This window comes from Butyrivibrio sp. VCB2001, assembly GCF_000423965.1.
Classification (GTDB): Bacteria; Bacillota; Clostridia; order Lachnospirales; family Lachnospiraceae; genus Butyrivibrio.
Genome location: NZ_AUIZ01000001.1, coordinates 559,765 through 578,383 on the forward strand (window position 1 = coordinate 559,765; position 18,619 = coordinate 578,383).

Here is an 18,619-nt window from a genome sequence, read left to right on the forward strand (position 1 = left end):
CACACTCCTCATAAGTATTATAAGTAAACTTCAATTGTATGCTTTCCATCAGAAAGGCTGTCTATTTCTGCTGCAGTAAGTACAGCTCTCTTTCCGTCTTCCACCGTCATGTCTTTGCCATCGACAACAGCCTTGCTCACCTGATAATCACCAACTTCCTTCTTGCCGGAGTTGATATATCTTACCTCGAACTCTTTTCCCCTGAATGGAAGTGTTATTGCAGCAATTCCGTTATCGTCAAACTGCTCTGCCAAAAGAGCCGGCTGCATGCATAAATCTCCTGCTTCGCCCCTTACGCCAAAGCTCTGGGTAACAACAGTCATCATCATCCAGCTTGCAGCACCTGTGAGGTAGTTATAAAGACCTCTTCCCTCTGCGTTAAAGTACTCCGGAACGCCGGGATAGATCCTGCTGACTTCAAAGTTTGAAGAAGCTTTATACAGTGAGTTAAGTGCCTTGTAACCTTCCTTCGCAAAGCCCCTCTTGTACAGCGCGTTTCCGAACATAACTGCCATATGGGAAAAGACAGCTCCGTTCTCCTTATCGCCGTAGGAGAAGCCGAACATTCTTCCGAGGTCTGTTCTAAGGGCTTTAAAATCTGTATTTAAGCGATATCCGCCGATGCCTTCTTTGTAGAGGTACTTATCGGCACTCTTAATGATCTCTTTTACGTTTTCTTCCTTGGCAGTGCCTGACATTACAGAGAAAACCTGACCTGTGAGCATCATTCTCACGTTTTTGCCATCCGGAGTATCAAACTCTCCTTCTACTCTCTTGCCGTTGTCATCGTAATATCCGTTGAACCAGCCGTTTCCTTCAGAGTCTGTTACCCACTCTTTTTCTCTTATCTGGTTCATCATGAACTCAGCCTTTTTCTCAAGAGCAGCTGCGATATCTTCTAATGAGATTTCCTCTTTATCTCCTGAAACTGCATGGGATACCTTGTCCATGTAGCTCATAAGAAGTGATCTCTTCTTCTCAGGTGATGAAAGAAGATCTGCGCCATCAGCAAAGATCAGCTCCTTAAGCTCAGCTGCAACGGGGGCTGTAGTCTTGCCTGATCTCTCGCCGTAAAGTCTTATATACTTAGCAATATCAAGAAGGTTGCCTGCATATCCGCATGTGAAGGCAACGCTCTCTCCCTTGTGTGTTGCCATATCAAGAGCGTCGTTCCAGTCTGCGCCGCGAAGCCTTATCTCGCCGTTATCTCCGACATCATAAATTGCCGAAACATTCTCAATAAGAATATGCTCAAGTACGCTTCCCTGATACTCTGCGCCGCTCTTATCCTTCTGAACAACGCCGTAGCCTTCGCCATACTCAGCGTCTCTCTTCTCAGCTCTGCAAACAAGAGCATCCTTAAAGTAAGTAGCATTCTCTCCAAGGATCTCAATATCTCCTGTCTGGTCCATGTAGAGCTTAAGTGTAAGGAATGGCCAGAATCCGTGATCCATCCACACACGTGGAATTCCGTTTCTGTCTGCCTTGAACTCGCCGGGCTTATCGCCGATGATGGTGGCATTGGTGCCATCAAATCTTACGCCCTTAAAGTTGTCGATGATCATCTTCCTTACGCCGTCGGGATCGGTAAGAAGGAGTGCAAGGCAGTCCTGCCATAAGTCTCTCCATCCTCTTCCGCCTCTTCCATAGTCGTGGTGAGGAAGGAATGAGCAGCCGTAGATCCTTCGCAGCTGTGGCTGGAAGGTGATCCATTCCATATAGTTATCAAAGCCTGCATCCCCGGTCTTTACGTGGATGTTTGTCAGGTTGTTCCAGTAGTCTTTTGTTTCTTCAAAGATTTTGTCTGTATCTTCGGCTTTTGTGATAGCTAAAAGAGCGTTTGCAATGTCTTTTTCCGGATCTGTTGTTGCGCCGATTGACAGTCTGAATGATACGGACTCGCCCTTCTTAAGAGTTACTCTGTCAAACTTAAGGGCTCCTATCATCTCTTTTCCGTCAACGTTAAACGGTGCCTTCTTCCATGAAGAAGAGGTGATATCAAGAACGGTTCTCGGGCGCAAAAATGTTCCGCCCTCACCGATAAATAGATCCGCATCAGCAATGAATTCTACAGGCCTTGCTCCGTTTGCTCCCGAGCCGAGAACAAAGTATGTGGTGTCGTTTATCTGATGGCCTCTCTCATCAAAGGACAAAGTGGGCTTAACCACTACGCCGTCCTCACATACCTTGGCCCTGTTTAAAAGAGCTGTTACATGCCTGTGGTCTCTTAAGTTATCTGCGCTTCTTCCGTAGATCGGGATTGCAGCCACAGGGGTAAAAGTGGTCTCGGTGTCAGAATCATTGGTGATCTTGACGGTCATGATCTCTGAAGGAGTATCAAGGAGTGAGAAGATTGTAACCTCTGCGGTAATGTTTCTCTTCTTGTCTGTCCTTGTGACCTTCTGCCACATGCGTCCGCCTTCAAGAACCACCTTGTCCTCAGCATCGGTAAATCTCTCTGCTTCCTGCATAGCAGATGCTCCGCAGGCTGACCAGATTCCATCCTCATAGGCGCAGAAAAAGTTTCTTGTATCTCTGTCGCTGTGAAGGTTGGAAATGCTCTTTGGTGCTATAAGGAAGTGGTTCTGATCAAGCTTGGCATCTCCGCCAAAATCAGGTGAAACCGCACTTCTAAGGCCGGTGTTGCCGGCAACGGGAATGTAAAGTCCACTGCTGTGCTGTGGATTCTCCATCCTGAAGTCTCCGCCTTTACCGGTAAATGTGTATCCGCTCATGTTAGTTGTCCTTTCAAGCAAGTGTTAGTCAAATTTTAAAATAGTGCTCAGGATGCGCTTTGCACAAGGCTCGATATCTGCTCTTGTAATAGCGCCCATCTCCATAGCTTTCTTAACTCTGTCAGGGAATCCACAGGCCATCTTAAGGTCGTTCCCTGCCTTGATCTCCTTGTAGTGTTCTCCTCTTGTCCACCAGTCGGAAGTTACCATTCCCTTATATCCCCACTCATCGCGAAGGATTCCTGTAAGGAGGTCTCTGTTCTCAGAGGCTCTCTGTCCATTGATGGCATTGTAGGAAGACATGATGGTGTAAGGCTCAGCCTCTTTTACTATAATCTCAAAGGCCTTCAGATATATTTCTCTGAGTGCTCTCTCTGAAACTCTTGAGTCGCTGTGCTTTCTGTTGGTCTCTTTATTGTTGCAGGCAAAGTGCTTAACACTTGCGCCTACGTTGTTACTCTGGATTCCTCTTACCATGGCTGCTGCCATTCTTCCTGTGAGGTAAGGATCTTCTGAGTAGTACTCAAAGTTACGTCCGCACATAGGATTTCTGTGGATGTTGATGGCAGGTGTAAGCCATACGCAGAGGTTGTTCTCTTTAAGTTCCTCTCCGCCTGCGCAGCCTATCTGCTCAGCAATCTCACGGTTCCATGTGCATGCAATAAGTGTTGAGCATGGGAAAGCTGTTGTAAGCACTCCGGTCTCGGGAGCAATACGAACACCGGCAGGACCGTCTGCCGTCTGAGCATTTGGAACACCGTATTCAGGAAGGTTACCCATACCAAATACGTTTCCTACACCGGTGTTTGGCTGTCCGCCAACCAGATGAATAAGGTCTTCATCTGAAAGCTGTGCCATGAACTCATCTATAGTTACCTTGCCCTCAGCCACATCAAAGAAGGTCTTAGCACCCTCCTTAAAAGGCCTTGTGAGGTAGTGCATCTCTCTGCTTCTTACAAATGGAGTAAGGGCCTCTTCTGTGCCGGGCTCCATCTTTTCATATACACATTCATTTATATCTCTGGCTGCGCCCAGAGGAAGTTCCTCGTAGCTGCCATCTGATAGCATTCTCTTCTTAAGAGATACGGGACCTGCCTTGTGGCTGAGTTTCTCTACAGTGATGTCCTCAGCATTCTCCCAGGTAAAGTCAGTCTTCTTCGCATCTCTTACGCTGTTTCCGATAAAGAACTCGTAGCTTCCCTTCTCGAGAACGTAGCATGCATCTGCTACCTTGCCGAGGTCATCATAGGAAGCCATTGCTTTCTTTGTAACTGTAAGAGTTATGTCCTGACTCTCGCCGGCTGACAGCTCTTTTGTCTTGACGAAGTCGCCAAGTGATCTCTCGGGCTTACCGAGCTTGCCCTGTGGAGCCTTGAAGTAGAGCTGAACAACTTCCTTACCTGAGGCTTTTCCTGTGTTTGTAACCTTTACATCAAAACTGAAGCTATCCTCAAGCTCTTTTGCCCCGGTAACTGTGATGTCAAAGGTTGTATAAGAAAGACCGTATCCGAAGGGATAGATAACCTTATCCCTCGCTCCGGGAATGGTCTCGAAATATCTGTATCCAACATAGACGTCCTCTGTGTATTCAACATAATCAAAGGACTCATGGAAGTTCTCTGTTGAAGGATAGTCCTCAAGCCTTGCAGCAAAGGTATCTGCAAGCTTACCTGAAGGGTTAACCTCTCCGAGAAGAATGTCAGCTGCTGCATCTCCGCCTTCCATTCCTCCCTGGTTCATGTAAAGAGCAGCATTTATGGCATCATCTCCTGCGATGAAACTGCAATCGATGATTCCGCCAACGTTAAGGACAGCGATGACATTCCTAAAGTTCTCCTTGGCTGCCTTTATCATCTCTTTCTCCCCGGCATTAAGATAAAAATCTCCGTCAGGGAAGATCTCCGATGAGAAGGAAGGCATGCTTCTGCTCTGAGGCCAAGGATTAAACTCCTGATTGCACTCAATGCTGCTGCGATCCCAGCCCTCGCCGGAAAATCTGCATATCATAACAATAGCAGTATCTGAAAATGCTGCTGCATCCTTAAGCATATCCGCAGGAACAGGAACTTCTTCAGTCATTCCGGGAACTCTTCCGGAATCATACTGCTTTTTCATTTCTTCTTTATATAGATCGATCAGGGGTTCATAGACTGAGACGCCCTTAGACTTAAGGCCGTCGTACAAAGAATGTATATAGGCACAGTAAACATCGCCTGAACCGCCGCCTCCTTTTACGTAGTCAACGGCTGCCTTGCCCATAAGGACAAGCTTTTTATCTGAGCTAAGAGGAAGTGTACCGTCGTTCTTTAAAAGAACCATTCCCTCCTGGGCTGCCTTTCTGGATACTGCAATGTGCTCACTACTTCCTGTTATTCTCCTGTCTCCTCTTAGCGGAAGAGCAGGCTGATAATTAAGTCTTGCCCATTTTTGCATAAAAAATACACCTCCATAGAATATAGCCACATTTTACCATGTTTAAATGGTATGAAAAGAGCTTTTTTTCTATGAAGGTGTGAAATTTCTATAAATGAGCAGAACTATAAGCCGGGTTATGTCGTGAATGATCATCTATCTAGGACTGCTGTCACCAACAGCCTCAAGCGACCCACCTGAGAGCGAACCGGGCCGGCTCATGGCTCTCTTTTCGGTCTTGCTTCGGATGGGGTTTACATGGCTACTGATGTTACCACCAGCACGGTAGTCTCTTACACTGCCTTTCCACCCTTACGCTAGCGGGGCCCGGCGGTCACTCGGAATGCACACATTCCTCGTTACGCGGCATTCGCCGCATGCCCATGCCAATCTGTGACATATATCACGCAAGCGTGAATATGTCCCATCTTGTCATGGTCGCCCGCCTCATTGCTAACGCGGTATATCTCTGTTGCACTATCCTGGGAGTTGCCTCCACCAGACGTTATCTGGCATCCTGCCCTGCGAAGCCCGGACTTTCCTCTCCCGCACCCTTTCGTCTGTGCGGCAGCGATCATCCATCCTGCTCATTAGGAGTCACATTATATCATCTTTTTCTTTTTATAACAAACATTATTATTGCAGTCAGGACAAATGCAGCTATAAGTACTGTTACAACCACTGCTCCTATCGGACGACCGGAGCCTAGTATAGGTAGCTCATCTTCTGCGCTAACTACAGGTGCTGCTGCCGGCTCAAGAGCTTCTGTCTGCTCCGGAGCATTTACCTGCGCTGAATCCTCTGCCTTCACGGGAGCTTCATCTTTATTAGAATATGTAGGTTCTGCTGCCTCTTCCATGGCAGGCGCTTCGGATGCTGCATCCATAGCAGGCTCATAGAGTGACGTTGAGCTGCTTGTGTTTGTGATGCCGCCGGTAACCTGCGAAACTGCATAGCTTCCAAGCAGTAAAACTGCAAAGGTTGCTGCTATTGCTGCGTATCTCCTAAATGGCACGACCTTAGCCTTAGGGGTGTCGACTTCCTTTGGAGCTTCCTCCTGTTGCTTCTCAACATTCTGAAGGATGCGCTTTTTCATCTCGTCGTCGACTTTAATATGATCCATTACTTCTTGATACTTACTCAAAATCGTACGCCTCCTTCAAAATATTTTTAAGCTGTGTCCTTGCTCTTAAAAGGTCTGATCTGACAGTCGCCTCCTTACGGTCAAGAATCTTTGCTATCTCTCCGGTTGAATAACCTTCCTGGTAAAAGAGATGGACCACCTCTCTGTACTTAACAGGAAGCTGCTTAACAGCCTCCCATACAAAGGCAAGATCCTGCTCTTCTCTGCCAACAAGTTCCTCCGAAAGCTCATCTGCCTCCCTGACCTTGTTATATTTGATCTTATTCTTGCTGAGGTTCGATGCCACGGTGATAAGCCAGGCCTTCTCGTGTTCGGGCCCGTTAAAATCAGGACTGCTCTGCATATACTTGATCAGTGTATCCTGAAGGATATCCTCCGCATCTTCCATATTATGAAGGTATGAATAAGCAACACGAAGAATCCTGTCCCCATGCTTGTCCATAACTTCTACCACACTCTCCGGCGGTGGTCCTCCGCAAAATAAACTTAAAAACCTGAATACAAATCGAAACATATCTATCTCCCCGAGGACATTGCACCCTCGGGAGATAGTATAACATATCAGCTTCTCTTTGCCATCATTCTTACAAGATCGTAGAACTCTTCTCTGTAATCATCTGTATAATCAAGTTCTTTGTAAGCCTTCATGATATCTGCAAACTCGATGGTTCCTGAGTAATCACTCTCTGAAAGAAGCATTGCAAACTCTGATACAAGACCTGCAAAAGCAAGGTTGTCACTGGGCTTTTCTGTGAACTTCTCTTTATCTGCAACAAAGGTAAGAAGCTGTGACTTGTCCTCATCAGGCTCTTTGTAACGGATCTTGATGGTTGCAAAGTCATCGGAACCTGTATCTACTGCACTTGATTCAACCTGCTGATACTTAAGGTCGATTGCTGACTGTGCGCCTACAGGGATGATCTCATAGAGCGCTACTACTGTGTGACCTGAGCCAACTTCTCCGCCGTCCTTCTTATCGTTATTGAAATCTACAGCGTCCATTACTCTGTTCTCATAGCCGATAAGTCTGTATGCATTGACAACTGCGGGATTGAACTCAACCTGGAACTTAACGTCTTTTGCAACAGTTACAAGAGTTGAACTCATCTCATCAACAAGAACCTTGTGTGCCTCTGCTTCGCAGTCGATGTATGAATAATTTCCGTTACCGTAATCAGCAAGTGACTGAAGTGCATCGTCCTTGTAATTGCCATCGCCAAAGCCAAGAACTGAGAGGTAAATGCCGTCATCCTTTTTTGCCTTGATAAATCTCTCAAGATCGTCAGGATCAGAGATACCTACATTGAGATCACCGTCGGTTGCCATGATAACGCGGTTGTTTCCGCCCTCGATGAAATTGTCTTTTGCGATTCTGTATGCCATTTCCATGCCTGCTTCGCCTGCTGTTGATCCGCCTGCATCAAGATTACTTATGGCGTTCTTAATTGTCTTTTTATCGGCCATGCTGACACCATCGAGGATTACAGCCTCTCTGCTGGCATAGGTTACGATTGAAACTGTTCCTTCATCAGGAAGATTGTCCACAAGATCCCTGAATGCCTTCTGAAGAAGAGGGAGCTTGTTCTTGGAATCCATAGAACCTGATACGTCGATAAGGAAAACCAGGTTGCTCTTTGGAATCTCGCCGTCAAGCTTATCCTCTGCCTTTACACCAACGAACATAAGCTGGTGCTCTTCATTCCATGGGCAGGTTGCAACTTCTGTAGTTACCCCAAACTTCTCTCCCCTCTTGGGTCCGTTTAAGTCGTAGGAGAAATAGTTGATGAACTCCTCGGGTCTTACTGCTGCGGGACTGATGTCAGATGAGCGATATCCCGACTCGATCATTCTTCTGATGTTTGCATAGGATGCTGTATCTACATCTGCTGCAAAGGTTGAAAGAGGCTGTCCCTGTGTAATGAAGAATCCGTTCTCATCAGGCTTGTCATAGGATTCTGTGTTGTACTTAGGGACAACAGTAATATCAGGATAATCCGGCGCTGTGTAAGAATATGTAGATTCACTCGCATTGTCAGATGAGCTGAATGCATCAAATATTCCTTTTCTCTCTGCGCCTAACAAAGGCTCTTCACAGACCGGAGCTGCTTCGCTTTCATAAGCTGAAGCCGGGCTTTCATAAACCTCCGCAGATGTATCGGTGTAAACCTGCGGAGAAGTCTGTGTAGCCGATGTCTGCCCACACCCTGCAAGTGCTCCTGCCATCATGCCTGCTGTTAATAGTAACGATAATGACCTGTTGTAATTCTTTTTCATAATTTTTCCCTCCGATTTATGGCAAGTTTTTTGCCCTTCTAACCTATACACAAATGTAGGTGGAGGAATGTTGCAAAGATTTGAAAATTTTTTTGAAATTTTTGGGCCTTAAATTTGTTTTGTCAGCCTGACTCAAAATTTATCTTCATCTAGGCCGACACCCCTATATCGTAGATTTGATAATCATCGTATTAGTGTGCTAATGACGGAAGCAAACAAATAATACTATGTTTGCTGTATAATGATTTATTATGAAGAAAATACTTGGGATAGTTATGGGGCTTTTGCTTGTTGCTGCGGCTTTTGCAGGCGTTTGGTCCCAGAAAGTAAATAATGGAAATTTAGAGAATCAGACTGAAATGGTTGATGCGATTGATATAAAGAAGCTTTGCGTCTCTGTGAGCTGCGGAGATCACTATGGCTGCGGAACCGTTTATGGCAGCGATGAGAGCTCTGTTATCATAGTTACTGCAATGCATGTGCTTGAGGATTACTATGGTGGAGTTTCAGATGAGATTGTGGTGACATTTGATGATCGGGAGTCATGCGAAGCAACTATTCTAAAAGACTCTGATACTCTTGATATTGTCTTTTTGAGCATAGATAAGGGTACTGTATCTGATGATCACTATTCTATTTTCGACTTTACATCAGACAAAAACATTTCTTCTGAATCAAGTAACAATGTCAAATCCGATAATACTTTACTTCCGGGCCAGACCATCTACTTTGTAGATGCTAATACCGGTGATATCTATGCAGGAAGCATTGCTTCCCCTTCTGTTTATGCCGAAGATTTCGGCATGGAAATGATCTACTGCTACTGCGCTGTTACTCCGGGCATGTCAGGTACAGGTATGTTTGATGAGGGCGGCCACTATCTTGGTATACTGCTTGGAGGTTCTGATGAAGCAGAGGCTGTGTGTCTGGATGCCGATTCTATAAAGGATGCATATCTTTACTAAGATGATTTTATTCCACCAAGCAGATATGTTTTTGCCACTAAGAAACTGAAATTTCTACATTTGAAGATTTGGCTTGTCTGACTGCATAACAACAGCAGCTATATGAGCTCCATGGTATGATTCTGTTTTTGAAATGCATCACAAAAATGCTCCATATGAAAAATAGTTGGAAATTACAAAAGCTATTCATGGGCCAGAATCAAAAAACTTCATGCCTAACGCTTTCCCTGCATCACAACTACCGGCCTACGGATATCATGTGATGTGGTTTTGGGTGAATACCATTGCCTGACCACAAAACCCTTTTTGAAATTTCCAACTATTTTTTATATGGAAGTGAGTTGTGGGGTGGTCGAAATTCCGTTTCCAACCACCGTACATATATAGGCGCGGTGTGATGTAATTTAGACCGCAATGAAACAGAAGTCGCCGCACAAAAGGCTGAACCCTCACGGATTCAGCCTTTCATAATGCATGCAGCATATCTGCACATCTACACTTACACTATATCAAATCAAAACCATCTAAATATCCTGCTAATAGCCTTAGCAACTGAAGCAAGCACCTTAGTAACAGTCTTCACAACTGCAACAATAGTCTTCACAACAGGAACCACTATAATGTGATTATTATTGCCATCGTCAGGCTTCTCGTCATTGCCCGGCTCATCAGGATTTCCTGGATCATCCGGATTTGTAGGATCTTCCGGCTCATCAATATTTCCGGGATCATCAGGGTTACCCGGCTCATCCGGATTAGTAGGGTCTTCCGGTTCTACCGCCTCTACATCACCTGTCCTGTAGAGATAGAAATCATCCCATGCTCCCCAAGCACCTGCCTGTGCCTTTACACTGACTCCAATAACGACCTCAGTGCCATCCTCGGAAACCTTAATATCTGTAACTTCAGGATTAGCCCAGTTCTGCCAGCCTGTTACACCGGTCTGAACTGAATACTCTTCGCCGCCATTAACCTTGGCGTAAACCAGGAACTCTGCAGAATCTCCTGCATCTCCGCCCTCGATATAAGTTCCGAGCTTGTAGATACCTGCGTCAAGAGTAACTGTCTGCTCTGCTGTGTAATCAATATCAGCATCATCCCAGAACTTGAGGCAGTATGAACCTGTGCGAACGTTGCTGGAATCAGCCTGTCTGCCCACACAAGAATTAGCATCTGTGATAGTCCACATGGTCATGTCAGAATCTTCAAATCCCGGATTCTTAACATTATTAACAGGATTTATTGTAAGAGCACACTTAACTTCACTACTATCCTCATCATCAAGTGCTACGCTTCCACTGATCTCATAAGAACCAACACCTGCAGTAACTGCCGCATCCAGCTCATCTGTATTCCAGGTTACCGGAAGCTCCTTAGTAGTTCCATCTGAATAAGAAACGGTAGCAACTTCAGGAAGTACAATATCCTGCCCAATCTCAACAGTAACAGCATCTACCTTGACTGAAGTCACAACTATAGGAGCTGTAGCACCTGTTCTGATGTAGTTAAATATCCTTGCAGAATCAAGCGGATGTCCGGTGAAATCAAACCATGCCTCGTTATCAACTGCTGATCCGCCGTACCAGTCAGCTGCGTCCTTGTCATATGCTCCTGAATAAGAGCTTGCCCAGCCGCTTCCGTATGTCTCCCAGATCTGCTTGTTCTGAGCAAGAATCTCTGCTGCATTATCAGCATCCTCGTCATAAACCTGAACCGGAATCCATGCAGGCTCCCAGTAAAATACACCGATACCGTTCTTTACATTTGCAACTGTGTTAACAACTGCTCTTACAGAGTTTGCCTGGCCCTGAACTGAAACATCATAGTTTAAAGCATCTCCGGACTTGCCTTCATACTCTGTATTTCCATGACCGTCGCCATCCTCAAGAGTGTATACATAGGAGGTCTCAGCAACCATCACCATCTTGTCATAAGTATTTGCAATATCTGAAAGAACTGAATTCAGATTGTCCAAAGTTCCATGCCAGTATGGATAATATGAAGAAGCAAATACATCATAATCAACTTCATACTTCTCAAGATTTGCAGCATAACCTGCGTATCTTCCGCTGGTCTCAGGATTTGTGAAATGAACTGCAACAAGGATCTGCTTGTCTTTCTTAGAAGCAACAGTCCTTACACCTTTACTTCCTGCAGAGAATATCTTGGCCATGTTCGCCCAGGTCTTCTCTCCTGCAACGCCGTTGTTGGTCTCGTTACCGATCTGAACCATGCCAACATTTACGCCGCTATCGATAAGGCTCTCAAGACTCGTAGTTGTAAACTCCTCAATTGCCTCTGCCTTCTCATCAACGCTCATAGATGCCATTGACTTAGGAGCAGTCTGCTTGCCGGGATCTGCCCAGAAATCTGAATAGTGGAAATCAATCAGAACCTTCATGCCGGCATTTGAAGCCCATACGCCAATCTTTCTTGCAACTTCCAGATCACAGTTTCCGCCGCCGTAATAGTTTCCGTTTCCATCGGTCGGATCATTCCAAACACGGATTCTTACATAGTTAACGCCACACTCAGCAAGGAAATCAAAGAATCCCTGATCTGATAATTCATTGCCATCGTAGTCATAGAACTTAACGCCGCTGTTCTTCTCTGAAACATATGAACTTACATCAATCCCTGTAATAAAGTCCACGTCAGCTGCTGACACCTTCTCAACATATATAGGAGCTTCCACAGATGTGTCTTCTTCCTTAGCCGAAAGAGTAAGGAGGCTCACATTATCAAAATCTCCCCAGTATGATCCGGGAACATCACCTGCAATCGTAAGCTTAACATCGCCATCTTCTGCTATCTCAAACTCATCACTCTCCAGACTGTACCAGTTGTTCCATCCCTTTGTTGCACCAAGCGCTACAGTTGCAAGCTCCTGTCCCTGACTATCCTCTGCCTTAAGAGTAAGCCCTGTCTCTGCCTCTGCTCCCTCGAGAGAGATTGACAACTTGTAAGTTCCTGCAGGAACGGAAGTAAGAGTCTGACTCAGCAAAAGAGCTTTACTCTCCGAAGCGTTATTCCAATAATTAAAGAAATTAGTGGCATTTCCTGTTGCATACTGATCAGCCTTAACCAATGTTCCAACGCTGTCGCCGTCAGCATCTGCCATCTCCACATCCCATGAAGAAGCATCGCCGCTCTCGAAATCACCGTTAGAAACAAGAGTAGTAGCTTTCCACTCTGTTTCTTCACTATTTGTATCACCGGTGTTGTCACTGCCTGTGTTATCATCACCGGTATTTTCATCATCATTATCATCCTTGTCAGAAGTGCCTTCAGCCTTCTTAACAAGCTTAACGCTGTTCAAATATCCCCAACCATCCTTTGCCACATCAAATGCAGCCTTTACGGTAACTGACTTGCTCTCTTCTACAGTAAAATCAAGACTTGATGTCAGCCAGTTGTTATAGCCGGTGAGAGATGTCTTTTCACCATCTGTGTCATCTGCTGATACATAGAAATCTGCACCCTCGCCCATAGCCTCGGCTGTAAGAGTGTAGTCACCTGCCTCAAGCTCTGCATCCTGCGAGAATGTAAGAACTCCATCACCGTTTCCAAACCAGAAATTCACACCATTGTCCGACTCATCTGATGGCTTATTCATCCACTCATCTGATGAATAGGCAAATGTCTTAATGCTGGCTCCGGTTGCATCCCAGTCATCAACATCTACTTTCCAGCCGGCATCATCGCCCCATATGTCAAAAGACATATCGGAGTTAGCCAGAGTTACTGCTTCGCTCTCAGTTTCTCCCGTCTTTGCAAAGACCGTTACACCTGACACATTACTAAGCACCATAGCCGCTGTCATCACTGCTGACAACGATCTTTTGAACGTTTTCCCTTTCATATTGTTCCTCCCGATTATTGTTTGTATAGTTCTCTGCCATACCCTTTTGCGCAACCAATTGCGCAAAAACTAAAATCTCGAGCAACCATAGATTTTAACGTAAAAAAGAGAACCCATAGACTATCCTAGTCTATAGGTCCTCTTAATTCAATTCACCGCAAAGTACAATTTCCGTCCAAAAAAATTGTAAACTTTTTATAAAGTCCGCATGTTTACTGAAGCGCAACTAAGCGCAACTTTTTGCGATTTTATTGGTAATTTTGACGATTTGTAATTAGAACCAACGTCTAAGGATTGAAGTAAGTGCCTTTGCAACTGTCTTAACTACAGAAGTTACAACCTTAGCAACTACCTTAACAACCTGTCTTACTACTACAACTACAGGAGGAACTACAGGCTTATCATCTGAAGGAGTGTTTCCGCCTTCGTTGTCGGATCCGCCCTCGTTACCTGAGCCGCCTTCGTTTCCTGTGCCACCTTCGTTGCCCTGGCCGCCTTCGTTTCCTGAACCGCCTTCATCGCCCTGGCCGCCTTCGTTTCCTGAACCACCTTCATTGCCCTGGCCACCTTCGTTGCCTGAGCCACCTTCATCGCCGGAGCCTGTCTCAGTACCGTTTCCGCTTCCTGTATCAACGTCAAAGTTGTCATCGCCAACTTCCTCGGCATCGTTTGATCCTGCTCCGCCTTCGGAAGACTTAACAAGATCAATCTTAGCGTTCTTGAAGCTGAATGCAAGATCGCCTACTGCTGCGCTGTTACCGAAACCGAAGTTGAGGTGAACAGCATCAACTGTTGTATGTGCAGTAAATACTCTCTCATAGCTGTTGAACTCACCAAGTGAAGGATCATATGTTACAGTCTTTTCACTTCCGTCAAATACTGTCCAGCTTCCGCCATTTTCCTGTACGATGTACTGGAATGTATTATTGGATGTTCCTGTGAGCTTATAGTCAAAGCTGAGCTTATAAGTCTGTCCTGCAACAAGCTTGAAGTCGCTACTTGCAAGCTGAGGTGTGTACCATGTTCCACCACTTACAATGTTAGCCATGGTAACAACGCCGTCCTGTGTCTGAAGTGCGATCTCACCGCCATTGCCGTTGTCTCCTCTGTATGTTGACTCACCGTTAAGAGGATACTCGTCTACAAATGATGCCTGATTCTCGCCTCTCATAAATACATTGTCGAGCTGAACATTTGCACCCTTGCCGAATGAAAGAACAAGAGCTGCGTTTTCTGCATCTTCTTTTGTTGCAAATACAAGTGTATATGATCTTACACCGCTGTCCTTGCTGTAAGAAGCTGCTGCTGAGCCAAGCTCTTTTCCAAGAGCAACCTCGTCGCCGTTCATCTCAAGTGAGTAAACAGATGCCTTAACAACTGTGTCCTCAGCGCTGTAAAGATCAAATTTTACAGTGTAGTTATCAGCCTTAAGGTTAAGTCCCGGCTGGTAAACAGCAGGTGACTTGCCGTTTGTTGAACTGATCTGTGCACGTCTCTCATAGAACTTAACACCATCTGCAATGTTCTCATAGTTTGACTTTGAAGCCACATCTACTACAGCCTTGTCGCCGTCCTTAAGAGCCTGTGTTGTATATCTTGGAACAACTATTGTTGTGCCGTTTGTTGCATTCCAGTATCCCAGATGGAGGTCTCCCTGATCAAAGGATCCGTTGTAAATGATGTTACCGTTTGCAAGAGGTGTTCTTGGTCCGTCGCCTGTGCTTCCGATTTCTTCGGGATCAACAATCTCAACCTTTACATTTGATACGTAAACATCACCTGTTCCTCTTGCGCCGAGGTTAAACTCGATTCTGCATCTGTCAAAGTCTTCTGTCTGCTGGAATACATAAGAATACTTTGAAGGTGTATCTGTAAGCTTAAAGGTCTGGATGCCGTATGCGCTCCATCCTTTCCATTCCTTGGCATCGCAGTTAACTTCCTTGCCAAGGATAGAACCTGTTCCGTAAGCATCAAAGGAAACCTTGTAAACATAGCCCTTCTTTGCATTGTAATGACCGATCAGCTGAACTGAGTAGTCGTTTGCACCGGCAGAGTTAACTGTAACCTTAGCCCAGTCTTTGCCGTCTGCATCCTTGTAAGGAGCAATCTTTGCATCAGTTGCATCGCTCTGGTATGAGAGATACCACTTATCCATCTCAGCAGCTGCATCATCCATTCCGCCGCCAACACAAGTTTCGATATTGTCAGCCTTGATCTCTGTGATCTGGTTGATTCCTGCAAGGTCAGCCCAGTTGTCATTACCTGCAGCTGAAGCTGCTCTTGTTACGCTATCAGCATATCCGTCTGACTTCTGATATACACGCACATAATCAACATACATATTGATGTCATCCTGGAAAGCTGCGCTGTTAACTCCGCCGCCAAACTGTCCGCTATCTACAGCGAGGTTAAGGAGCATGTGGAAAGGCATATCAAATGGTGCATCGAATCCAAGAGATGAAGATGCTCCTGAAATTGCGCTCTCCCATGTGCTAAGTGTGTTGATTGCTTCGCCGTCGTAGTACCATGTTATCTCACCCGGCTTCCAGTCAATAGCATAGGTATGGAAGTATGTGTAAGGTGAGAAGAGATCAACATATCCGCTTCCCTTGTAAGTGTGGCTTGGAACGCCCCAGTGAAGTGTTCCGCAAGCGATATTGTCTTTCTCATTTTTAAATGCACCGCAGGTCTCCATGATATCAATCTCACCTGATACAGGCCAATTGCCATAGATATCATTGCTCTGTGGAAGCATCCAGAATGCAGGCCATGCTCCTGCTGTCTGAGGAAGTGAAATCCTAGCCTCTACATATCCGTAAGTTGTGCTAAAGAGTGCCTCTGTTCCCTTTGTAGTACGAAGTCTTGCTGATGTGTAGTTCTTAGCACCCTCACCTGCATAAACATATCCGGGCTCGTAAGCTGCTGTAATTCTAAGAACTCCATCGCCTACGCCATCACCTGAGAGGTCTTCGTTTACACCAACGTTCTTGCTGTTGCCTGTGTAGCACTGAAGCTCTCTGTTGCCCCATCCGGGATTGCCACAGTCAGTTGAACCATCGCCCCACTGAGGATACCAGTTATCAAGGTTAAGTCCTGTGGCGCTATCTACATTTGCTCCCTCATAATTACCGTCAAACTCATCTGCCCAGATCAGATCATAGCCATCTTTTGATGTGCCGGGATCTGCATAGTTGTAGAGTGCGTTATCAGGATTGTTGAAATCATATTCGTTGCCCTTTACGGGTGAACCGCCGGCTGCATTACCATTTGCCTTAAGGGTCATATTTGTAACTGAGATAGTCTTGCCTGCATTTCCTGACCCATTACCAAACATAAGAGCAAGCTTGCCTTTAGTTACAAAGTTAGCTGTTGCAGGTGCTGTCACAAGCTTAATATGAGTTGTCTCGCCACCTTTTATCTCAACTGTGTAAGGGCTAGGATCAAGGATTGATGCCCAACTCGTCTGCTCCTGAAGGTTTACAAATACCTTTGCATCATCTGCACTGTAGAAGTCACCTTCAAGGGTATATGTCTCACCCTCTGTAAGGAAAAGCTCATGTGTGTACTGAACTGCATAGTTCTGACTACCTTCTGCGTATACTTCGATATCAGCATCGCCATTGCCCTTATCGGTAAGTTTTCCTGCTCCGCCTTCTCCTGTCCAGAAATCCCATCCGTCTGCTGTAAGGAGATTATCACCTGATACTCCTGATTCTACAGCATCAGTATCGATCAGGGCCAGATTTGCGATGGTTACAGTCTTGCCTGCATTGCCCGTTCCGTTACCGAACATAAGAGCAATCTTACCATTTGTCTCAAAGTTAGCACCTGCTGCTGAAGTTGTAACATTTAAATGTGTTACTTCTCCGCCCTTGAGCTCAAGCTTATATGGATTACCTTCAATTATAGAATTCCAACCAAGGATCTCCTGAATGTTAATGAGAACTACAGCATCATCTTCACTGTAGAAATCACCTGAAAGCTTGTATGTCTTACCTTCTGTAAGATTGAGCATCTGTGGCAGCTGAACTGACCACTGCTGACTTCCTTCAGCATCAATCTTTACAACGCCTGCTCCATCTTCATTGTAGCTAAATGTTCCGACTCCGCCTTCGCCTGCCCAGAAGTCCCAAGATTTCTTTGTAAGTTCGTTGTTTTCATTATCAAGCACAAAAGCTGATTCCATGGAACCCGGAAGTTCAGGGGTCTCTTCTGTTCCTTCGCTGCCTTCGCCGTTATCAACGTTTTCAGGCTCTACATAAGCGCCATAAAGGCTCATGTTTGAAACAGTGATTGTCTTACCTGCATTGTCAGTTCCATTACCGAACATAAGAGCAAGTTTGCCGTTCTGTACAAAGTTCGCACCGGCTGCACTTGTTGTGATGTCAAGGTGAGTTGTTTCTCCTGCCTTGATTTCAAGTCTGCACTGACTCTCATCAAGTATTGAAGTCCAGCCCAGGCTTTCCTGTACGTTGATGAATACAACCGCATCCTCGTCGCAGTAAAAATCACCGGTAAGATGATAGGTTTCGCCCTCTACGAGATTCAGCGCATGTGTGTACTGAACCGCATAGTTCTGCCATCCGGTTGCATCAACTCTGATTTCAGCATCGCCATTACCCTTATCGGTAAGATTTCCCGCTCCGCCTTCACCTGTCCAGAAATCCCATTTTCCCTTTTCAAGAACATTAAGCTTCTGAACCTGCTCTTCTTCGCCGGTTCCGCTCTCTCCGGAATTTCCACCCTCTACGGGCTCTTCCTGTCCGGATCCGCTTGAAGCAGCATCACCTGCAACAGTTACTGTAGCTGTGCATGCATTTGACAGCTCATCGCCTTTCTGTCCCTGGATCTCAATGAGATATTCCCCTGCAGCATAGCTGTCAGGATACCAGTGATATCCTAAGGTCTGATCAGCATATACCTCTTCATAGCCATTTGCTTCGCATGAGATTGTCACAGTATACAGTTCGTATCCGGCAGCTCCCCATACGAGCCCTATGCCCTGCTCTGCATTGTAATCAGCCACCAGTCCGAAGGGTGTAGTCAACTCTTCATTGACCGGTACCTGTGCTGCATAGGCCTGCATGCCTGTCAGTGTCGGTGCCGAAAGCGACAAAGTAAGCGCAAATGCCAGCGCTATGGCCATCCGGGTCTTATGATTTTTCTTCATCATTACAAAAACACCTCCCTATTAGAATGTCCCCAAATTGTTATCACCATTTTCGCA

The 18,619-nt window shown here is 45.7% G+C and carries 8 protein-coding genes and 1 other RNA gene; 1 reads left to right on the top strand and 8 read right to left on the bottom strand.

Features of this window, described 5'->3' with window-relative positions; all coding sequences use genetic code 11:
- Positions 1-17 precede the first annotated feature (17 nt).
- From G589_RS0102525 to G589_RS0102550, 6 genes are all read right to left on the bottom strand, one after another.
- Entirely contained in the window at positions 18-2,735 is a 2,718-nt protein-coding gene (locus G589_RS0102525) for a GH36-type glycosyl hydrolase domain-containing protein (protein ID WP_026520985.1), read from the bottom strand.
- Between the two features lie 24 nt (positions 2,736-2,759).
- On the bottom strand, positions 2,760-5,168 hold the full coding sequence (locus G589_RS0102530) for a glycoside hydrolase family 3 protein (protein ID WP_026520986.1): 2,409 nt from the start codon (positions 5,166-5,168) through the stop codon (positions 2,760-2,762).
- A 91-nt stretch (positions 5,169-5,259) separates the two neighbouring features.
- Positions 5,260-5,737: RNase P RNA component class A (gene rnpB / locus G589_RS20870), an RNA gene on the bottom strand.
- Positions 5,738-5,754: 17 nt separating this feature from the next.
- Positions 5,755-6,291, bottom strand: a complete 537-nt coding sequence (locus G589_RS0102540) for a hypothetical protein (RefSeq protein WP_026520988.1) — start codon at positions 6,289-6,291, stop codon at positions 5,755-5,757.
- The gene (locus tag G589_RS0102545) at positions 6,284-6,805 is read right to left on the bottom strand and encodes an RNA polymerase sigma factor (protein ID WP_081668905.1); all 522 of its coding nucleotides are present in this window, start codon (positions 6,803-6,805) and stop codon (positions 6,284-6,286) included. The genes G589_RS0102540 and G589_RS0102545 overlap by 8 nt, the downstream gene beginning before the upstream one ends.
- Positions 6,806-6,852: 47 nt before the next feature.
- Positions 6,853-8,565, bottom strand: a complete 1,713-nt coding sequence (locus G589_RS0102550; RefSeq protein WP_035775098.1) for a vWA domain-containing protein — start codon at positions 8,563-8,565, stop codon at positions 6,853-6,855.
- Between the two features lie 251 nt (positions 8,566-8,816).
- On the opposite strand from G589_RS0102550, the gene G589_RS0102555 reads away from it, so the two are divergent.
- Complete coding sequence (locus G589_RS0102555) at positions 8,817-9,530, top strand: S1 family peptidase (RefSeq protein WP_081668906.1); 714 nt, start codon at positions 8,817-8,819, stop codon at positions 9,528-9,530.
- Between the two features lie 514 nt (positions 9,531-10,044).
- Here G589_RS0102555 and G589_RS18605 read toward each other — a convergent pair.
- On the bottom strand, positions 10,045-13,392 hold the full coding sequence (locus G589_RS18605; RefSeq protein WP_051192130.1) for a glycosyl hydrolase 53 family protein: 3,348 nt from the start codon (positions 13,390-13,392) through the stop codon (positions 10,045-10,047).
- A gap of 274 nt (positions 13,393-13,666) precedes the next feature.
- On the bottom strand, positions 13,667-18,565 hold the full coding sequence (locus G589_RS0102565; RefSeq protein WP_026520992.1) for a glycoside hydrolase family 16 protein: 4,899 nt from the start codon (positions 18,563-18,565) through the stop codon (positions 13,667-13,669).
- Positions 18,566-18,619: the final 54 nt, after the last annotated feature.

Coding starts and splice junctions, on each gene's coding strand:
- G589_RS0102525 (WP_026520985.1), bottom strand. CDS start 2,735: ATGAGCGGATACACATTTACCGGTAAAGGCGGAGACTTCAGGATGGAG.
- G589_RS0102530 (WP_026520986.1), bottom strand. CDS start 5,168: ATGCAAAAATGGGCAAGACTTAATTATCAGCCTGCTCTTCCGCTAAGA.
- G589_RS0102545 (WP_081668905.1), bottom strand. CDS start 6,805: ATGTTTCGATTTGTATTCAGGTTTTTAAGTTTATTTTGCGGAGGACCA.
- G589_RS0102550 (WP_035775098.1), bottom strand. CDS start 8,565: ATGAAAAAGAATTACAACAGGTCATTATCGTTACTATTAACAGCAGGC.
- G589_RS0102555 (WP_081668906.1), top strand. CDS start 8,817: ATGAAGAAAATACTTGGGATAGTTATGGGGCTTTTGCTTGTTGCTGCG.
- G589_RS18605 (WP_051192130.1), bottom strand. CDS start 13,392: ATGAAAGGGAAAACGTTCAAAAGATCGTTGTCAGCAGTGATGACAGCG.
- G589_RS0102565 (WP_026520992.1), bottom strand. CDS start 18,565: ATGATGAAGAAAAATCATAAGACCCGGATGGCCATAGCGCTGGCATTT.